Origin of the sequence: Pseudoalteromonas sp. SW0106-04, assembly GCF_001293805.1 — a bacterium.
Classification (GTDB): Bacteria; Pseudomonadota; Gammaproteobacteria; order Enterobacterales; family Alteromonadaceae; genus Pseudoalteromonas; species Pseudoalteromonas ruthenica.
Genome location: NZ_BCAI01000023.1, coordinates 1 through 17,979, shown reverse-complemented (window position 1 = coordinate 17,979; position 17,979 = coordinate 1). Strand labels below are relative to the sequence as shown.

General features: G+C 46.9%; 12 protein-coding genes. 4 read left to right on the top strand and 8 right to left on the bottom strand.

Annotated elements, in window-relative coordinates:
• Positions 1 to 242: 242 nt before the first annotated feature.
• Entirely contained in the window at positions 243 to 2,201 is a 1,959-nt protein-coding gene (locus tag W04_RS17975) for a S9 family peptidase (protein ID WP_053911848.1), read from the top strand.
• Positions 2,202 to 2,310: 109 nt separating this feature from the next.
• On the opposite strand, the gene W04_RS17970 is transcribed toward W04_RS17975, so the two are convergent.
• The 5 genes from W04_RS17970 to W04_RS17950 all read right to left on the bottom strand — a co-directional run bounded on the left by W04_RS17970 (position 2,311) and on the right by W04_RS17950 (position 8,864).
• Positions 2,311 to 3,597, bottom strand: a complete 1,287-nt coding sequence (locus tag W04_RS17970; protein ID WP_053911847.1) for a hypothetical protein — start codon at positions 3,595 to 3,597, stop codon at positions 2,311 to 2,313.
• Positions 3,598 to 3,718: 121 nt separating this feature from the next.
• On the bottom strand, positions 3,719 to 4,570 hold the full coding sequence (locus tag W04_RS17965) for a tetratricopeptide repeat protein (protein WP_053911846.1): 852 nt from the start codon (positions 4,568 to 4,570) through the stop codon (positions 3,719 to 3,721).
• Positions 4,571 to 4,634: 64 nt separating this feature from the next.
• Complete coding sequence (locus tag W04_RS17960; protein WP_053911845.1) at positions 4,635 to 6,029, bottom strand: M20/M25/M40 family metallo-hydrolase; 1,395 nt, start codon at positions 6,027 to 6,029, stop codon at positions 4,635 to 4,637.
• Between the two features lie 114 nt (positions 6,030 to 6,143).
• Positions 6,144 to 8,213 carry a TonB-dependent siderophore receptor gene (locus tag W04_RS17955; RefSeq protein WP_053911844.1) on the bottom strand — a complete coding sequence of 690 codons (2,070 nt, stop codon included), beginning with the start codon at positions 8,211 to 8,213 and terminating at the stop codon, positions 6,144 to 6,146.
• Positions 8,214 to 8,264: 51 nt separating this feature from the next.
• A complete protein-coding gene (locus tag W04_RS17950) occupies positions 8,265 to 8,864 on the bottom strand; it encodes a DNA-J related domain-containing protein (protein ID WP_053911843.1) in 600 nt (199 codons plus the stop codon).
• A gap of 72 nt (positions 8,865 to 8,936) precedes the next feature.
• On the opposite strand from W04_RS17950, the gene W04_RS17945 reads away from it, so the two are divergent.
• The gene (locus W04_RS17945; RefSeq protein ID WP_045979501.1) at positions 8,937 to 11,723 is read left to right on the top strand and encodes an ATP-binding protein; all 2,787 of its coding nucleotides are present in this window, start codon (positions 8,937 to 8,939) and stop codon (positions 11,721 to 11,723) included.
• On the opposite strand, the gene W04_RS17940 is transcribed toward W04_RS17945, so the two are convergent.
• From W04_RS17940 to trxA, 3 genes are all read right to left on the bottom strand, one after another.
• Complete coding sequence (locus W04_RS17940) at positions 11,715 to 12,977, bottom strand: methyl-accepting chemotaxis protein (protein ID WP_082342286.1); 1,263 nt, start codon at positions 12,975 to 12,977, stop codon at positions 11,715 to 11,717. The genes W04_RS17945 and W04_RS17940 overlap by 9 nt on opposite strands.
• 117 nt (positions 12,978 to 13,094) lie before the next feature.
• Entirely contained in the window at positions 13,095 to 14,354 is a 1,260-nt protein-coding gene (gene rho, locus W04_RS17935; RefSeq protein WP_022943569.1) for a transcription termination factor Rho, read from the bottom strand.
• Positions 14,355 to 14,526: 172 nt separating this feature from the next.
• Positions 14,527 to 14,853, bottom strand: coding sequence for a thioredoxin TrxA (gene trxA, locus W04_RS17930; RefSeq protein WP_022943568.1), 327 nt, complete (start codon positions 14,851 to 14,853; stop codon positions 14,527 to 14,529).
• Positions 14,854 to 14,944: 91 nt separating this feature from the next.
• On the opposite strand from trxA, the gene rhlB reads away from it, so the two are divergent.
• Both rhlB and gppA read left to right on the top strand, forming a co-directional pair.
• Positions 14,945 to 16,210, top strand: coding sequence for an ATP-dependent RNA helicase RhlB (gene rhlB / locus W04_RS17925; protein ID WP_053911841.1), 1,266 nt, complete (start codon positions 14,945 to 14,947; stop codon positions 16,208 to 16,210).
• Between the two features lie 55 nt (positions 16,211 to 16,265).
• A complete protein-coding gene (gene gppA / locus W04_RS17920; protein ID WP_053911840.1) occupies positions 16,266 to 17,759 on the top strand; it encodes a guanosine-5'-triphosphate,3'-diphosphate diphosphatase in 1,494 nt (497 codons plus the stop codon).
• The last annotated feature ends 220 nt before the right edge of the window (positions 17,760 to 17,979 follow it).

The window sequence follows — 17,979 nt, the reverse complement described above, 5'->3', positions numbered from 1 at the left end:
CCGACCCTAGGGGAGAGCGACGATAAATGAAGTTATCAGTAAAAACAAAAAATCGCGGGCGCATTCAGTGCTGGTATTGCGCTGAATCTGCATCGCACACAACGTTGGGTTAGGTATAGGTTTAACAACCCTTTCATCTGGCCCGTAGCTGGAACCATAATTGCTATCGCGGTACACTCGTGTAACTTATTTAACAAAAATAAAAAGTACTACTTTTAAAATACATTTCATGGAGTGAAATAATGAAATTATTTATTGCCCTGCTGTTGGGGCTTGTTAGCACGGCCGTTAGTGCCGAGGACGCCAAAACGGAGCTTATTCCTCTAGAGCATTTCTCCCGTAGCGCACAGTATCACTCTCTTAAATTATCTCCCGATGGCGCTTACCTAGGGGCGATGACCAAAAAAGAGGGCAAGGATGTCCTGATTATTCTTGATACCGAAAACTTCAAAGTGCATCACGGCGTCAGCTTTCCCGGCAACGCACAGGTTGGCAATTACCAATGGGTCAATAATGAGCGCGTGGTGTTAAGCAAAGAATACTTACGAGGCTGGAAAGACCATCCTGAATATTATGGCGAATTATTCGGCGTAAACGTCGATGGTAGCCGCTCTAAATACCTGATGGGCTATCAGGGTGAGCAACAGACGGGCTCGCGTTTACGTAAGGCGACCTCTGTATACGGCACCTCTTATATTCTTGACCCATTGGTTGATGATGAGCGACATATGCTGGTGGTTACCTACCCTTGGACTGGCAGCAAGGAGCCCCATACCATCGTTTATGAAGTGGATGTGTATCGCGGGTTGCGCCGACAGGTCACCCGTTCACCGTCGCGTATGGCGCAGTTTTTAACTGATGAACAAGGACGCTTGCGGGTATCGGTCTCTACTGATAATTACACCGACCAAGAGATTCACTTACGTGACCTTGATGAGGGTCAGTGGGTTGAGCTTGAGCGCGGGGCCATGGGGTTGTCAGATATCAAGTTGCATGGCTTTAACCAAAAAGGGGATGTTGTGTACGCCAGTGCCTCTAAAAATGGCGAACCCGCTGGCCTTTATAAGTTGAACTTAGAGACCAAAACCCATGAATTGGTCTATCAAGAAGAGCATGTGTCTCCTAGCAAGGTATGGGTTGATGAGGTCGATAAATCGGTATTCGCGATTGAATATGAAGCGCAATATCCTAATTATGCTTTTGTTGATAAGACTGCGCCTATGGCAAAGCGTCTTAAGGGGCTTTTGCAAGCCGTTCCTGGACGGCAAGTACGCATTATCAGCAGCACCGAAGATGGCAACCTGAATGTGGTGTGGACTGGTAGCGACCGTCACCCCAGTAGCTTTTATCTGTTTAACGCCAGTACCAACGAGTTGAAATTTTTGTTCTCGTCGCGGCCTTGGATTGATACCGCGCAAATGTCACAAACCAAGCCCATTCAATACACTGCGCGTGACGGGCTGAATATTTACGGTTACTTTACCGTGCCCCATGGTAAGGAATTAAAAGACTTACCATTAGTTGTACTTCCCCACGGCGGCCCCCATGGTCCTCGTGACTGGTGGGGATTCGATCCCGAAGTACAGCTCTTGGCTAGCAGGGGCATAGCTGTGTTGCAGGTCAACTTCAGGGGCTCAGGCGGCTTTGGTGGCAACTTCCAGCGTGCAGGGTATCGCAAATGGGGCAGTGATATTCAGTATGACATCATTGACGGTGTTAACTACGTGACAGAGCAAGGCTGGGTTGATAAAGATAATATGTGCATCATGGGAGCCAGCTTTGGCGCCTACTCAGCATTGCAAAGCGCTATTATTGAACCCGATATGTTCCAATGTGCGGTGGGCGTAGTCGGGGTCTATGATTTACCGTTGATGTTTGATGAGGGTGACGTGGCTGCGCGCGATAGTGGCCAGCGCTACTTACGCAAGGTCTTAGGCAGCGACAAGAAGCAGCTAAAGGCGTTCTCACCGAGTTACAATGTCGACAAATTAAAGGCGCCCGTACTCATTGTTCATGGAGGAGAAGATCAGCGCGCCCCCATTGAACAGGCCGAGTCTTTGATAGCCGCCCTAGATAAGGCTGAACATCCGTATCAATATGTGTTGCTGGAGGATGAGGGGCACGGCTTTTATAACGCCGAGCACCAACTTCATTATTACCAGCAGATGATCGCGTTTGTCACTGAACACCTTAATTTATAAAAGGTTTAGCTTGTGATTGAGCGATGTAAAAAGGCCCTGTTTTAAAACAGGGCCTTTTAGTAAGAAAATGGCCTACAGCCGCAAGGGCAAGCAGGCCACGGGAACAAACCTAGTGTGCGTGGTCATGCTCATCTTCAGCGATACCTAACCACTGCAATTTACTGGCAGCAAAGTTAAGCTCTTGGGTCGCAGTGATGGCCTGCGACTCTAAGTCCACTTTGTGTAGCATGCTCTCTTGCTGATTGAGCACGTAAAGAGCTTCCTCGTCTGCGGCAACCGCTAACTGGTAGTTCACTGATACCTCCGAAAAAAGGTTGAAGTGAGTGCTGTGATGCCAGCCACCATCGCCTTCAAAAACGTGTAAGTCACCGTGATTATCGAGAATAAAGTAAGCACCGTGATGAGCGCTAAAGGTGCTAGCTAAAGCATCGATGTCTGCTTCATCACGCCATAACACTTCGGTCATATCATGATTTTCTGGATCGAGGTTAAACAATCGCTTTGCTGAGGTAATGGCAAGCAGGTCATGCGAGTTATGGCTTGCTTTGATGGTGCCAATGCGACCCTCAAGCCCCTCAGGGTTAGCTATCTTATGGGCACTGAAGCTCGTATCTTGTTGCTCTATTAGCAGTACACCATCGCTACAACCAAAGGCGACATGTTCTTCATTTTGCGCGCTGCCGTGGAGCATCGGGCAGGTTGGTGCAAAGCGTAGTTCATGGTGAAGATGATCATCATGGCGATGAAACAGCTCAACTTGGCTAGGCAATACAGTGTCACTGCTGGCCTCTCGATAGGTTGCTAGCACGTAGTCGCCGCGTATCTGTGCGGCACCATGCATATAAGTAGCAAACTCGTGGTGGGCAATTACCTCACCTTCGCCAATATGATGATCGTCAAGTAGGGTGACTGATGCGTTGACCGTGTTTTGTTTATCACCATCGAAAAATAAGGCCGCTTGTTGCTCTGCAGCGTTAAAGTGTGTCGGCTTAGCACCACTAAGTTGTAACGATGACAAGCTAGGGGCTTGCTCGTAAGGGTGCATATGGTCGCCATGGTCTTCGCTATAAACGCCACCATCAATAAACTCTACTAAGCCTTGGTCTCGCTGGATCAACGCAGCGTAACGCAATGAGGGTGTAGCGTACATGCCAGATACCACATGCGTTGTCGGTAGTAGCTCGACGAGGCTTAAGTCCTCAGCGTTAAATACGCTTACTTCAGCCTGTTCAGCCGCCGAAATTAACAGGCGTCCGGCGATGTGTTCATCATTATGCTCATGCTCTGAATGCTCTTCAGGTACAGCTTCTGTGGGTTGATTTAGGTCATCGATACTGTCGCCACAACCCCACAATAATGTCGTCGCAACTAATAATGGTAAATAACGTAAGCGCAAAGCAAGCTCCTTAATAATTATTCTATCTCCATGTTTTGTTATATAGTAACACCAAGGTGTTATATTGCAACATAACATTGCTTGGTGCCGGTTTTTAGTAACAGCTAGGAGTTATCGCTTACTAGCTACAGTGCTTTAGCGCTATTTTAGCTTTAGGATGGTTTTGTTCGGCGGCTCTCTTAAACCACAGACATGCTTGTTGAGTGTCTTGTTCAGTGCTTTGGCCTTTTAAATACATGTCACCTAAGTTGTATTGCGACCAGGCATCACCTTGCTCGGCACCACGCTGAAAAGCGCTCAATGCCTCAGCCCACAAGCCTTGACGAAAATACTCAATACCTTTTTGGTTGGCTTGATTTAATTTAGGCCCTTCGTAGAGAGGTTTTGGCTTAGGTCGTGGACGAACGATGCCGCCGTCAATGTAGATATGTTCGGGGCGACGGGCTGAAATAATCGTGCCCTGCGCAAATAAAGGGGCGAGCTGCTGACGCTCAAGAGAGATGGGGTTTGTTAAAAAGTAGCTATCAAGCATTAAATTATCCATGCTGATGGCTTTGTCTGTGCCGCTTTCTCGCTTATAAGTGACACTACTGACTTTGAAAGTGACGGTATCAGGATCAACAGCTTTAACCTGAAGCACTTGATATCCCGGCGCTGCGTCTTTACCAAGTGCACGACTTAAGCCTTGCTTTTCGAAGACGTACACATCCCAAATTTTGGGCGCAGCTAAGTTGGCAGCCATTTGTTGCCCTTGTTGGTGGTTATGATTAACAAGCAAAACCACTAATGCTGCAATAAGCCACAAGCCCAAGCTATGGTAAGTCGCCCAAATGAACCAGTGGCTCAGAGCTGCGCCGGGTCTGCCTAGCGGCATCAAGGGCAAGCCATAAGCACTGAGTACTGAATAGCGGCCAAAGCGTTTATTGATGTGTGTCGGAGCGAGTCGCTCAGTGGGGACGGCAGAAACTGGCATACTAACATTCCTTGTTGCGCAAGTATTTTCCACACTAGCGCAACTAAAAAATGTTAGCAAGATTTTATTTTGCTTGAATTTTGTCCTTAGCATCGGCGGCCATATAGGCAAAAACGGCATACGCAGCGGTATTTTGCTTTAGCTTATGTGGTTCGATTTTATCTAGAGTGTCATCAGCGGTGTGATGGTAATCAAAGTAGTCGGTGCCGTCTTGATGCAAGGCAAATATAGGGCTCGATTGTGCTCGTTCAAACGGGATTAAGTCCGGCCCTCCTCGGGCTGAGTTTGCGCCGATGTAGGTTACATCGAGAGGTCTCAGTTGCTCAGCAATCGCGCGCACTATAGGTAAGGATTGGGCATGCACGTTCGATTCGAACGCATACACGACATCGGCGCCAAAATCCGATTCGGCGGCGGCAACGATGTGATCTAACTCATCACTATGTGCTTTGACATAATCTTTAGCACCCCACAGGCCAAGCTCTTCAGCGGCAAAGAGGACAACACGAATACTTCGCTGTGGGCGTTTCACCGCTGCCACATGCTTTGCTGCTGCCATGGTGATTGCAACGCCTGCGCCGTCATCTAAGGCACCGGTGCCTAAATCCCATGAATCAAGGTGGCTAGCTAAGAGCACGTATTCATCAGGTTTACTATGGCCAGTTATCTCACCAATCACGTTATAGCTCTCGCCCTGTCCTAAATCTTCGGTTTGTATATTGATGTGTACGGTGACTTGTTCGCCGAGTGCGATAAGTCGCGCAATTTGATCGGCATCTGGGTTAGCAATAGCCACATTGGGGATCTTGCTTACCCCTTCTTTATAGTGACTGCCACCGGTATGAGCAAAACGGTGATGACTGGTGCTGACTGAGCGCATCATATAGCCAATTGCGCCTTTTTGGGCTGCGACAACGGCGCCTGAACTGCGCGCTTTCACTGCAGGCCCATAACCGTTGCCATCAATATCACGGTTCATACGATAGTTCACATAGGCAATTTTTCCTGCTAGCGAGCCGGCGGGTGCAGCTTGTAACTCTGCCAGCGTTTCAAACAATACGATAGGAGCGCTTAGGCCGTCTTTTGCGGTGCTAACGCTGTTGCCTAAAGCTGTTAGATGCAGCGGCTGTTTGCTAGGAGAGAGTATATGTCCTGATTCATGATAGCGGCGCCAGTGTGGGAAGTGGGCTTTTTCGAGCCACACTTTATCGAAGCCGAGCCGTTCGAACTGAGCTTTGGCCCAAGCAACGGCCTTTTTATCATTCTCGGTACCCGGCAGGCGAGGGCCGACCTCGGTGGTAAGGGACTCCACGAGTTGCCAACTTAACTCGCTGTTTTGTGCCTGCTGACGAATTTGTGCGGTGTGTTGTAATTGCTCAGTGGTAAATTGCTCTGCGGCTGCTTGCTGTATTGGCGCTAATGCGAGTAGGGGCAGTGCCAACAAAGAGACAAACTTCATGGTTGTTCCTAGGTCTAGAGATAAAAGTGTATTTAATCACATCCTTACTCATGGTGATAATTTATGCGCTAGGTCGGGAGGGAAGGAGGTCGCCGAGAGGCGACCTCTTTATGGTTAGAAGCTGAACTGGGCAGCAAGGCGGAAGTTCGTGCCTTCGCCAACAGTGACATTACTGACGCCACCGCCGGCAAGGTAGTCAGTATCAAATAGGTTCTCAATATTGAGTCTTAAGTCAATGTCATTACCGGCAAGCTTAAGCGCGTAGGTAGCACCGACATCGACGCGCGTATACGCATCTTTCTCAACGGTATTGGCACTGTCGGCAAAGCGTTTTCCGGTGTAAAAAACGCCAGCATTAAAGGCCAGGGCATCGTTAAGCTCATAGCGTGACCACAGTGAAGCCGACCACTTGGGTGCATCCGCAGGGCGGTTGCCCTCATAATTCTCATCACGTTCGTATTGAGCATTTAAATACATAGTGGACGCCATGACGAAAAAACGATCGGTGACCGCGCCCTGTGCGGCGAGCTCTAGGCCCTTATGACGCTGCTCGCCAACCTGTGTAGTGATTGAATCATAATCAGGGTGTTCAACGAGCTCAGTGACTAAGGTGCCGTCTTTACTGATATCAAACAGTGAGCCGCTTAGCAGTAAACGGTCATCGAACAACTGCCACTTAGCACCGAGCTCTATTTGCTCAGAAGTCACAGCGTCAAGTTTCATATTATGATTCTTGTCGGTTTCATTATTGAGCTTATCGGCGCCCTGCGGCTCGAAGCCTTCTGAGTAGCTGAGGTAAATCGTGGCGGTATCCAGTGGGTGGTAAAGTATGCCTAGTTTAGGAAGTACAGATTCATTGTCGGCACCGGTTTTATTTTGCTTATCGTAGCGTCCACCAATAGAGACTTGCCACTGTGGGTTCACAGTGATCAAGTCTTGAATATAGATACCATAGTAGTCATATTCTGCGGTGTATAAGCTATCATCGCTCTGATAGCTTACATTGGGGCGGCTTGGCTGTTGCTGAGCGAGTGTGTAATCCACTGCATCTGCGCGGGTGCGAAGCTGTCCATAATAGTAATCTAGACTATTGGCACCAATCAGTAGTTGGTGTTGCATATTGGCCAGCTTAAATTCGCCAACAAAGTCGATGTAGGCGGTAGTAAATTGCCAATCATCAAAGCGATCATAGGGGCGCGAGGTGTAGCTATCACCGACTTGATAGTCGCTCGGTTTGCGCGGTGCCGACTCAAAACGTTGGCGCTCGAACGTTTGCTCGTTGTAGCCTACTTTCACTTGCCACTGGTTGTTAATGAAATGGCGTACATCAAGGCCGATATTTTCCACAGTAATATCAGTGAAAGCCCAAGAAAAATCGTAAATCGTTTTATCGTCACCGATAAGCTCGCCATCGTTGTTTAGCCAAGCCCCAGTATCTAACCCAGTTTTATCATCAGTGCGGTCATAATGTACGCGTATTAAAGTGTCGTCCGTGAGGTCATAATCTAACACCATAGCGCCCAAAAAGCGGTCTCGTTCGCGTTCTTCGCCGTTGGGGTATTCGCGCCAGAAGTTTACATCTTGCTTGACTAAAATGCCGCGTCCGCGCAGGCGCTCATCTTCGGTTAGTGCAGAGCTTGCATCAAGCATAAAGCGAGTGGAGCCGTGTTGATCGATATCTGCCGCAAGGTTAATAAATTGATTGGCGGTGGGCTTTTTGGTCACCATATTGACCAATCCGCCCGGACCAGACTGACCATAGAGGATACTCGAAGGGCCTTTGATAACCTCAACACGCTCAAGGATTTCAATCGGTTGTTGGTAATGAGACCAATGCTGGTGGCCATCGCGTAAGTAGCCAGTCGATGAACTTAAGCCAAACCCACGCATGTTGAATGTTTCTCGGTTACGCTGTTTCGAGCCCGATGTAAGGCTGGCGTCATTACTCAGTACTTCGCCGAGTGTGGTGGCCAGTTGCTCATTAACTATAGTGTCAGGAATAACAGTTACAGACTGAGCCGTCTCTAGCAATGAGGTATTTGTGCGTAAGGCGCCTGAAGCGCTATCCACTTTATAGTCGTTAAAATACGAGCCGACGACTTCGATCTTTTCCATGTTTTCAGTTGCGAGAGTCGCGGTAGGGAAGGCAGCTGCGATTGCTAAGGTGAGCGCGTGGCGGTTCATAATAATTACCTAGATAAAAAACAACGTTGCGCATGTTAATGAAAGTAATTATCAATTGCAATTGTTATTTTTTACTCGCACATATTGAAGTAACTGTTGGTATTCATTATGAATTTGTTGAAAGTCTGCGTTACTGTGGGTGTTTTTATCCGGGTGGTACGCAAGCGCAAGCGTGCGCCATCGCTTTTTTAGTGCCTGCATTTGAATCGGCTGTGACAATTTCCAACGTTTGTTAATACGTGCTAGGGTCGTATCGTCTAAAGTGTTAATGGGCAAGGCTTGCCAAAACTGGTCTAACAAGTCTATAACTTGCTCGCGAGATAAGGCGTAATTCTGCCAATTGAGGTAATATTCTCGCAATGAATCGTTGCTGCTAGGTCGTTGTTTTGGGTGGCCGTAAACGAGCTGAATATGTAAACTAGATATGGACAAATAGCAGTCGCTTTTGAGCAATTCATCTTGTAGCTGAAACAGTGCATTCATAATGATGAAGTTGCGTTTAGCTAAATCGGCCATGGAGTCTTCATCAAGGCGGCCAAGGTGACCGTGTGCTTTTAATTGGCTAGCCAGGGTATGGACTTTCCAACTTTGACCGTCCGTTAAGAGCGCTAAAATAGGCTCTATGAGTGGGTTGTAATGTGAGTCGTCCATAATAAAACCGTTAACGTAATTGAGATTGCCCAGCGTAGGGTGTACAGGGTTTAAAATACAGTGAAATGGAATATGTCGCAAAGGAAGCTCCCTCGGTTACTGGTGTGTATCCAGTTACTTGTATGCTCACTTTTTACTAGCCTGAGCTATGGTGATGCGCTGATTGACGATATTCGCTCCCAACCTCAGCAATTGCAACGCGATTACGCCATCAGCAAACTCGCTCAACCTCTCTCTGAACCACAACAATTAGCAGTCAATGCCTTTATCGCCAAACAGTTTTTTGAAGACAGTAACTACGAAAAGGCGGCTCGCTACTATTTACGCGCAGAGCAACTAGCTGCAAAACACGGCACGGTCATTGAGCATTCGCGATATGCACAGATGCAAGGCGTTAGCCACTACTACCGGGGTCAAGATTTAACCGCCATTGAAGATTATCTTCGCGCCATCGAGATCATCGAGCAAATCGACAAACCCATTATTGCAGCCCATTTATATAATAATATTGGCCTGGCTTATTCTGGCGCAGACCAAATCGAAGCGGCCATCGCCTCCTATTCAAAGGCAAAAGAGCTTTACGATGAATATGGCGACGAATATGACCAAGTTAATATCATGCACAACATCGCCGTTGCTTACATGGACTGGTACCGTTTCGAAGCTGCATTTGATATTTATGAGCAAATAGGTGATAGCTTTGAGCGTTTGGGCGATACCATAGGGCAAGCGCAAATGGAGACTAACTTAGGCTCTATTTACCAATCACGTATGGATTTCGAACAAGCAGAAATTTACTACCAAAAGGCTCTGGTGAAGTACCAAGAAAATGGCGACCGCCCAAACCATATTGTCAATCTTATTCGCTTAGCTGAATTAAACTTCGTGCAAGGGCGTTTTGATGCCGCTTATACGCAAATGCGTGACGCCCAAGCGCAGGCTGAGGTAATGGATAATTTGCATTACAACAGCAATATTAAAGAGATTGAAGCCAAGTTGCTGTTCGCTAAAGGCCAATATAAGCAGGCACAGCAAGCGCTGCGAGAGGTTTACACCATGCGCGAGCAGGTGACCGATGACAAAGCTTCTCCTGCGATTTCCTTAATTGAATTACTCGTGACTGCGGCGCAGGGTGATCATGTCAAAAGCGCATTGCTATACGAGCGCTATGAGCGCCAGCAGCAAGAGATGTTAAGCAATAAAATAGCCAGTTCTTTGAATGATTTCCAAGCTAAGTACAATGCTACGGAACTACAACAACAGGTTGACTCGCTCAAGCAACAGCAACAGTTAGACAAACTCGAAGCGCAGCAGCGTCGTCAAATGACATTTCTGGCTGCAGGTATACTGATATTGGCTTTTATCAGTATAGTGTTGTTATTCCGGCGCTCTGCCGAGCGCAAAGCTACGGCAATGTTAGAGGATAAAGTAAAGCAACGTACCAAAGAGCTGGAGGAGCTAGCCGATCAGCTCAGTGCGGCAAATGAAATAAAAAGCCAATTCTTGGCCAATATCAGCCATGAAATACGCACCCCCCTGACCTCTATTATGGGTCAAGCGCAAGCGATCATCGAAGGTGATGTGCCCGCCGAGCAAGTAGCCAAGGAGCTACGAGTTATCTACAACAATAGCCAACACCTTGGAGAGCTGATTAACGATGTACTCGATTTGAGTAAAATCGAGGCCAACAAGCTGGAGTTGGTTATTTCAACAGTGAGTATTTGTTCCTTGCTTGCGGATATAAATGCCATGTTCCAGCCGAGCGCATCACAAAAAGGCATTCTTTTTCGCATTAATAATAAGTTGCCAGCAAGCTTTGGTGCGGAATTTGACTACATTAGAGTAAAACAGGTGCTGGTGAACTTATGCTCTAATGCGGTGAAGTTCACCGAGCAAGGTGAGGTTGAACTTGCTATTACTGCTGATGAGCAGGGCGTGTGCTTTCGTGTAAAAGACACCGGGATTGGTATTGCTGAAGATAAGCTTGATGCCATTTTCGCGAACTTTAGCCAAGGTGATAACTCAATCAGCCGACGCTTTGGTGGCACTGGCCTCGGCCTAAGCCTATCGCAGCAACTAGCGCAGATTATGGGTGGAGATATAAGCGTCTCTAGTGTTTTGGGACAGGGCAGTACATTTAGCTTCTATATCCCTTGTCGTTGTATGGAAATGGACGAGCGCAGTAACGACACGATTCAGGCAGCACGGGCCCTGAGCTTTTCCGGTGAGGTGGTACTGGCCGAGGATCACGAGGATAATCGTAGACTAATTGAGCGTCTACTTACCAACTTAGGTATTAAAGTGCACAGCGCTGCTAATGGTGAACAAGCTGTAGAGCTTACTTTGCAGCACTGCCCTGATTTAGTGTTAATGGATATCCAAATGCCAAAAATGGATGGTCTTGAGGCTCTTAATTTGTTGCGCCAATGTGGCTATACGCAACCGATCATTGCTTTAACGGCGAACGCCATGACCCATGATATTGAACGGTACAAAGCTGCTGGGTTCACTAATCACTTGGCGAAACCTATCGAAAAAGAAGAGTTTTGCCGCACCCTAGAGCACTTTTTGAATGTTGAAATAGACGCTCGTGCGGCTCAGAGTGTGGATATGAGCGACTTGCACGAAAGCTTTATGCACACCTTACCAAGAGAGATCGAAAGCTTAGTAAATGCACACGCTCGTAATGACCTCGATGAAATTAAGGCCGTCGCCCACCGCTTAGCTGGGGCTGCGCAGATGTTTGCCAGCCAAACCATTGCGGAGTTGGTATGCGATATTGAACTTGCGGCAAAGTATCAGGATAAAGAGCAAGTCGGTGTATTAATCGAAGACTTGGCAAATCTGGAACTAGAATAAATCAATATCACCCGTAAGATCCTCACTATGGCTCGTCTTTTGCGGCAGCGCATCTTTGTGTTTTCGGCTGGGATCATTACGTCTGCGGGTATCATAATGTTCTTCACTGGTAATAAATAAGCTTATCTTCTGCTCTATACACTGTGCGAGGTTGAGCAAGTCTTGTGATGATACCGATTGTATCCGCGAGCTAGGCAGCGCGTCTGAGTTGAGCTCTTGCATGGCATCGACGCAGCTTTGCGCTCTATCAGACAACGTATGCTGCTGCTGCAGTTGACTGCGGATTTGTTCTGAATGGGCGCTAATGTCGAGCATAGAATGCTCTATTTGGTCGACCTCGTTAGTCGCTTGCGCGGATAATTCAACGGTTTCCTGTGTCAGCGAGATGCTTTGTTGCATCAACTCGGTGACCCGCTGCGTCCCTTGCTGAATATGTTGCACCATTTCCCGCACTTCACTGGTGGATTTGGTCGTGCGTGCAGCGAGGTGGCGAACTTCGTCAGCGACCACAGCAAAGCCACGGCCCATTTCACCCGCGCGTGCCGCTTCAATCGCGGCGTTTAATGCCAGTAGATTGGTTTGTTCAGCAATGGCATTGATAACATCAATCACCGAACTAATTTTTTCGCTGTCTTGTTGCAACTGCGCTAATTCATCATTGGTTTGTGCTATCTGTGATGACAGTGTTTGCATGCTGCGCTGGCTTTTATCAGCGTCGATTTTGGTTTGTTTTACTGAGTTTGTTGCCAGCTCCAACGAGCCACAAATATTATCAATGCCATCACCGAGTTGGGTCGTAATATGCATCATGTCATTAAATGAGTTTACCATGTCGTTACCATGGGTACTTTGCATCATCGCTTTTTGAGTTACTGAGGAATAGGTATCGGTAAGTTCATCAGCCATCGGAAGAAGGCGTGCAGCGCTTGCATGAATTTCCATAATTAAATGCTCAATGGTGGCTAAGCAGCTATTGAATACCAGATAAGATTGGGGAGTGTGTTTGCTGTCATCAAAGCGAAAACTGACGTTCACTTTTTCTCCATCTACCAAGTGCTGTGCCAGGGCAGCGGTCAGCTCACGGTCTTGTACAGTGCCTCGCTTCAAAACGTAGATAAATAAGGCGAGGATAATCAAAGTGGGCAATAAAATAAGGGCGGTGTGCCACCACGATGACGTGAACTGGTAGGCCACTATCACTTGCGTGAATGTTAATACCGCCACAAAGAGAAGGTAAAAATTTCTAAGATTCATTAGCTTACTGATTATATTTTGCCCTATCTAAGATATAGACTAATCTCGTCTAGGCGCAAAATAAAAAAGGCCGCGACTGCAAAACAGTCACGGCCTACGAGTAAGCTAAAGCAGTTATTACTTGCGCTTCATCGAATCAAAGAATTCATCGTTGGTTTTACACATGGCAAGCTTATCGATGAGGAATTCCATGGCATCGATTTCCGACATGTCATGGACAATCTTACGTAAAATCCACATCTTCTGAAGCTCATCTGCCTTGGTGAGTAACTCTTCGCGGCGTGTACCTGAGCGGTTGAAGTCAATTGCTGGGAATACGCGTTTCTCTGCAATCTTACGGTTAAGGTGCAGTTCCATGTTACCTGTACCCTTAAACTCTTCGTAGATGACTTCATCCATTTTTGAGCCGGTATCAATTAGAGCTGTAGCGATGATGGTCAAGCTACCCCCTTCTTCAACATTACGAGCTGCACCGAAGAAGCGTTTTGGTTTATGTAGCGCATTCGCATCAACACCACCGGTCAGTACTTTACCTGATGATGGGATTACGGTGTTGTAGGCGCGGGCTAAACGGGTAATGGAGTCTAAAAGAATAACCACGTCTTTTTTGTGCTCAACCAGACGTTTGGCTTTCTCAATAACCATTTCGGCTACTTGTACGTGACGGCTGGCAGGTTCATCAAATGTTGACGCTACTACTTCACCTTTCACCAAGCGCTGCATTTCTGTTACTTCTTCCGGGCGCTCGTCAATCAGCAAAACCATCAACTCACAATCAGGCTGATTGTAGCTGATAGACTGGGCAATATTTTGCAGCAACATGGTTTTACCCGCTTTCGGCGGAGCAACAATCAGGGCTCGCTGACCCTTACCAATTGGTGAGGCTAAATCCAGTACCCGTGCGGTGATGTCTTCGGTACTACCATTACCACGTTCCATGCGTAAACGTTCGTTTGCGTGCAGTGGAGTAAGGTTTTCGAAGAGGATTTTAGTACGGGAGTTTTCAGGTTTATCGAAGTTAACTTCGTTCACTTTTAATAGTGCGAAGTAGCGTTCGCCATCCTTAGGTGGGCGAATCAGTCCCGCAATCGTATCGCCAGTACGCAAACTGAAACGACGAATTTGGCTTGGCGAGACGTAAATATCATCAGGGCCGGCTAGGTACGAGGCTTCAGAGCTACGTAAAAAGCCAAAGCCGTCTTGCAAAATCTCCAAGACACCGCCGCCATAAATGTTTTCACCGCTTTTGGCGTGCGCTTTTAAGATTGAGAAGATAATATCTTGTTTTCTAAGGCGGGCTACGTTTTCTAAGCCCATAGACTCGGCTAGTTTTACAAGTTCTTTGATAGACTTGTCTTTCAGTTCGCGTAAATGCATATTGGTGGGTTCTTTAACTATTTATCGTCTCGAAATGGAAGTATCCCGAGTGAGGTTTTTGGATAAACTTAGGATTGTTGGGGTTATAAACTAGCAGCTCGAAAGCGCATCGTCCAGTGTTTAAACACAATTGTAGAGTAAAAAAGGGCCAAAGCCCTTTTTAACGGCGTGATTACAGGTTGTTCTCTAAGAACTCAACTAGCTGAGCTTTAGATAATGCACCTACTTTCGTTGCTGCAACTTGGCCATCTTTAAATAGCAATAAAGTTGGAATACCTCGAATACCAAACTTAGGCGGAGTGCCTGCGTTTTGGTCGATGTTGAGTTTGCCAATGCTTACACGGCCGTCAAATTCGCCAGCTACTTCGTCAAGGATTGGCGCAATCATTTTACAAGGTCCGCACCATTCAGCCCAAAAGTCGACTAGTACAGGCTTGTCTGATTGCAATACGTCAGCGTCAAAGCTGTCGTCAGTTAATTGGATAATTTTATCGCTCATCACGTTCTCCGTTAATTTTGGCGAATTTATTTAGTGCGTATTTAAACACTCTTGTTTCTTATTGCAAGTTTAAGCGTTATGCTTTATCGCTATGAATAAGACACATTTAACCGATAAAAAATTTGCAGACTTTGCTTTAGCACCGGAAGTGGTTGCCGGATTGCAAGCAAGTGGCTTTGAATACTGCACGCCAATTCAGGCAAAGTGTATGCCATACATTATGGCTGGCCAAGATATTGCTGGTCAGGCACAAACGGGCACCGGCAAGACTTTGGCGTTTCTTACGGCCACTTGCCATTACTTATTGCGTAGTCAAAAGCCATCGGGTCAGCAACCAAGAGCCCTGATCATGGCTCCCACTCGGGAGCTCGCGATTCAGATCCACAAAGACGCAGAAATCTTGGCGCCACACTGCAACCTTAAACTAGGTTTATTATATGGTGGCGAGGATTATGAAAAACAACGGGCACAGCTGGAAAAAGGTGTTGATATCTTAATTGGCACCACGGGACGATTGATCGACCTTTATAAGCAAGGTTGTTACACCCTCAATGATATTGAGGTGGTCGTCCTTGATGAAGCCGACCGTATGTTTGACCTTGGTTTTATTAAAGACATCCGTTATATGTTTAGGCGGATGCCAGAAGCAAGTGAGCGACTGAACTTATTGTTCTCGGCGACACTGTCTTATCGTGTCCAAGAGCTCGCGTTTGAGCACATGACAAATCCAGAGCATGTGCAAATTGAGCCGGATGTGAAAACGGGTAAGCGTATTCAAGAAGAGCTGTTCCATCCTTCACAAGAAGACAAGATGAAGCTGCTGCTAACCTTAATTGAAGAAGAATGGCCAGATAAAGCGATTGTGTTTGCTAATACTAAACACAGTTGCGAAACGGTATATGCATGGCTTAAAGCTGACGACCACAGAGTCGGGCTATTAACAGGCGATGTCAATCAGAAAAAACGTCAGTCTATCCTGGCGCAATTCACTAAAGGTGATTTAGACTTTCTGGTAGCTACGGATGTCGCCGCTCGCGGATTGCATATCCCAGAAGTAAGTCATGTATTTAACTATGACCTACCGGATGACTGCGAAGACTATGTGCATCGCATCGGTCGAACTGGGCGCGCTGGTGCTTCAGGACACGCTATTAGCTTTGCCTGTGAGCAGTATGCATATAACCTTCAAGAGATAGAAGAGTATATAGAACACAGCATCCCATTATCCCATTATGACAAGAGTGCATTGTTGGATGACATCAAAGCACCAAAAATGATTAAACGCCGAGGGCCGCAAGGACGTTCTCGTAATGGCGGTCGAGGCCAAGGGCAAAATCGGCGTCGTCAGCCGCGTTAGAAGTAAATGATCCCCAAGCTTGGCCTATGCCAAGCTTTTTTTGAGGTAATAACAAGTGGTGAAACCTTCCCTCCAAGATGATTTATATGCGGTAATCGATCTTGGCTCAAACAGTTTTCACATGCTGATAGCTAAGACCGTTGCTGGCTCTTTGCAAACAATTGGTCGGGTTAAACGTAAAGTACGTCTTGCTGCAGGGCTAGACGCGCAAATGTGCCTGAGCCAAGAGGCGATGGAGCGCGGTTGGGAGTGCTTAGCCTTATTTGCTGAACGCTTGCAGGATATTCCTGCCCATCAGGTTTACATTGTTGCCACGGCAACGCTGCGCTTAGCCACTAACGCCGAAGAGTTTAAGAACCGTGCGCAAGAGATTCTCGGTCACCCGGTGAATGTTATTAGTGGTGAAGAGGAAGCTAAAACCATTTATCAAGGCGTTGCACACACTTCTTCCTGCAGTGGCAAGCAACTAGTTATTGATATTGGTGGCGCGAGTACCGAAGTGGTGATCGGTGAAGGGTCCCACCCTATACATTATCAAAGCCTCAATATGGGATGTGTTACCTATCTAGAAGCTTATTTCAAAGACGGCGCTTTAAGCCAAGAAAACTATAATGCTGCTATTGCTGCGGCGAAAAATATTGTCGAGCCGATCGCCGCTAAGTATAAACACACCGGATGGGACTATGCCGCTGGTGCATCAGGCACCGTACAAGCAATTCAAGAAATTATGGTCGCACAGCGTCAGGACGAAACACTGACCCTGGATAAGCTCCACGATATTCGACAGCTGACGGTACAATATAGCAATATTGATAGTCTTCAACTTCCTGGTTTAAGCGAAGAGCGTCGTTTGGTCTTTGTCTCTGGATTAGCAATCCTCATTGCTATCTTTGAAGTGTTAGAAATTGAAGCGATGGGCTTGGCCGGCGGTGCGCTTCGCGAAGGGGTGCTCTATAGCATGATCCCTGAACTACAGCGTAAAGATATTAGACAACGTACTATCGACAGTTTTGTTACCCGTTACCATGTAGATCATAGCCAGGGTGAGCGCGTAGCCTGTATCGCCAAATTGCTTGCTAGCCAACTGGCCAGCGATTGGCATTTGAATGAGACTGATCACGCTTTGCTGCACAGCGCCGCAAAACTCCATGAAGTGGGTTTATTAATTGAATATAAGCAATATCCAAAACATGGCGCTTATATTCTTAAAAATACCGATATGCCAGGGTTCACTCGTCAACAGCACTTATTAGTGACTATGTTAGTGCAAAGCCACAAGGGGGACTTGAGTGCAAACCAGTTTGAGTCCCTTGGCGCGCACCAGCAACTAGCGATATGTCTGGTCAGAGTGTTGCGCTTAGCTGTTATTCTCTCTATGCGTCGTAAAGATGATGTACTACCGCAACTAGCCATTAATGCTCAAGGTGAGGCACTCATCTTATCTATAGACTCGCAGTGGTTAAAGCAACACCCGCTTATGCTAAGCGAACTTAACCAAGAGACACTCTACCAACGTAATGCTGGTTGGAAGTTAACCATCCAACAATAAAAGTCCCACAATAAAGCCGCCAAACAGCGGCTTTTTGTATTAATTTAAGCCGTAATGCCTAAATTAAAAGCAAACGATCTATTTTTTGCATTTTTCTTTAAAAAAGGGGTTGCGTGGAAATCGAATCTCCCTATAATGCGCATCCACCGACACGGCGGGCTGCTTACAAACAAGCACTTCAACGAGTTGGGTGAGTCAAGTAAAACTGAGTTTTAAAAGA

Coding starts and splice junctions, on each gene's coding strand:
- W04_RS17975 (WP_053911848.1), top strand. CDS start 243: ATGAAATTATTTATTGCCCTGCTGTTGGGGCTTGTTAGCACGGCCGTT.
- W04_RS17965 (WP_053911846.1), bottom strand. CDS start 4,570: ATGCCAGTTTCTGCCGTCCCCACTGAGCGACTCGCTCCGACACACATC.
- W04_RS17960 (WP_053911845.1), bottom strand. CDS start 6,029: ATGAAGTTTGTCTCTTTGTTGGCACTGCCCCTACTCGCATTAGCGCCA.
- W04_RS17955 (WP_053911844.1), bottom strand. CDS start 8,213: ATGAACCGCCACGCGCTCACCTTAGCAATCGCAGCTGCCTTCCCTACC.
- W04_RS17950 (WP_053911843.1), bottom strand. CDS start 8,864: ATGGACGACTCACATTACAACCCACTCATAGAGCCTATTTTAGCGCTC.
- W04_RS17945 (WP_045979501.1), top strand. CDS start 8,937: ATGTCGCAAAGGAAGCTCCCTCGGTTACTGGTGTGTATCCAGTTACTT.
- W04_RS17940 (WP_082342286.1), bottom strand. CDS start 12,977: ATGAATCTTAGAAATTTTTACCTTCTCTTTGTGGCGGTATTAACATTC.
- rho (WP_022943569.1), bottom strand. CDS start 14,354: ATGCATTTACGCGAACTGAAAGACAAGTCTATCAAAGAACTTGTAAAA.
- trxA (WP_022943568.1), bottom strand. CDS start 14,853: ATGAGCGATAAAATTATCCAATTAACTGACGACAGCTTTGACGCTGAC.
- rhlB (WP_053911841.1), top strand. CDS start 14,945: ATGAATAAGACACATTTAACCGATAAAAAATTTGCAGACTTTGCTTTA.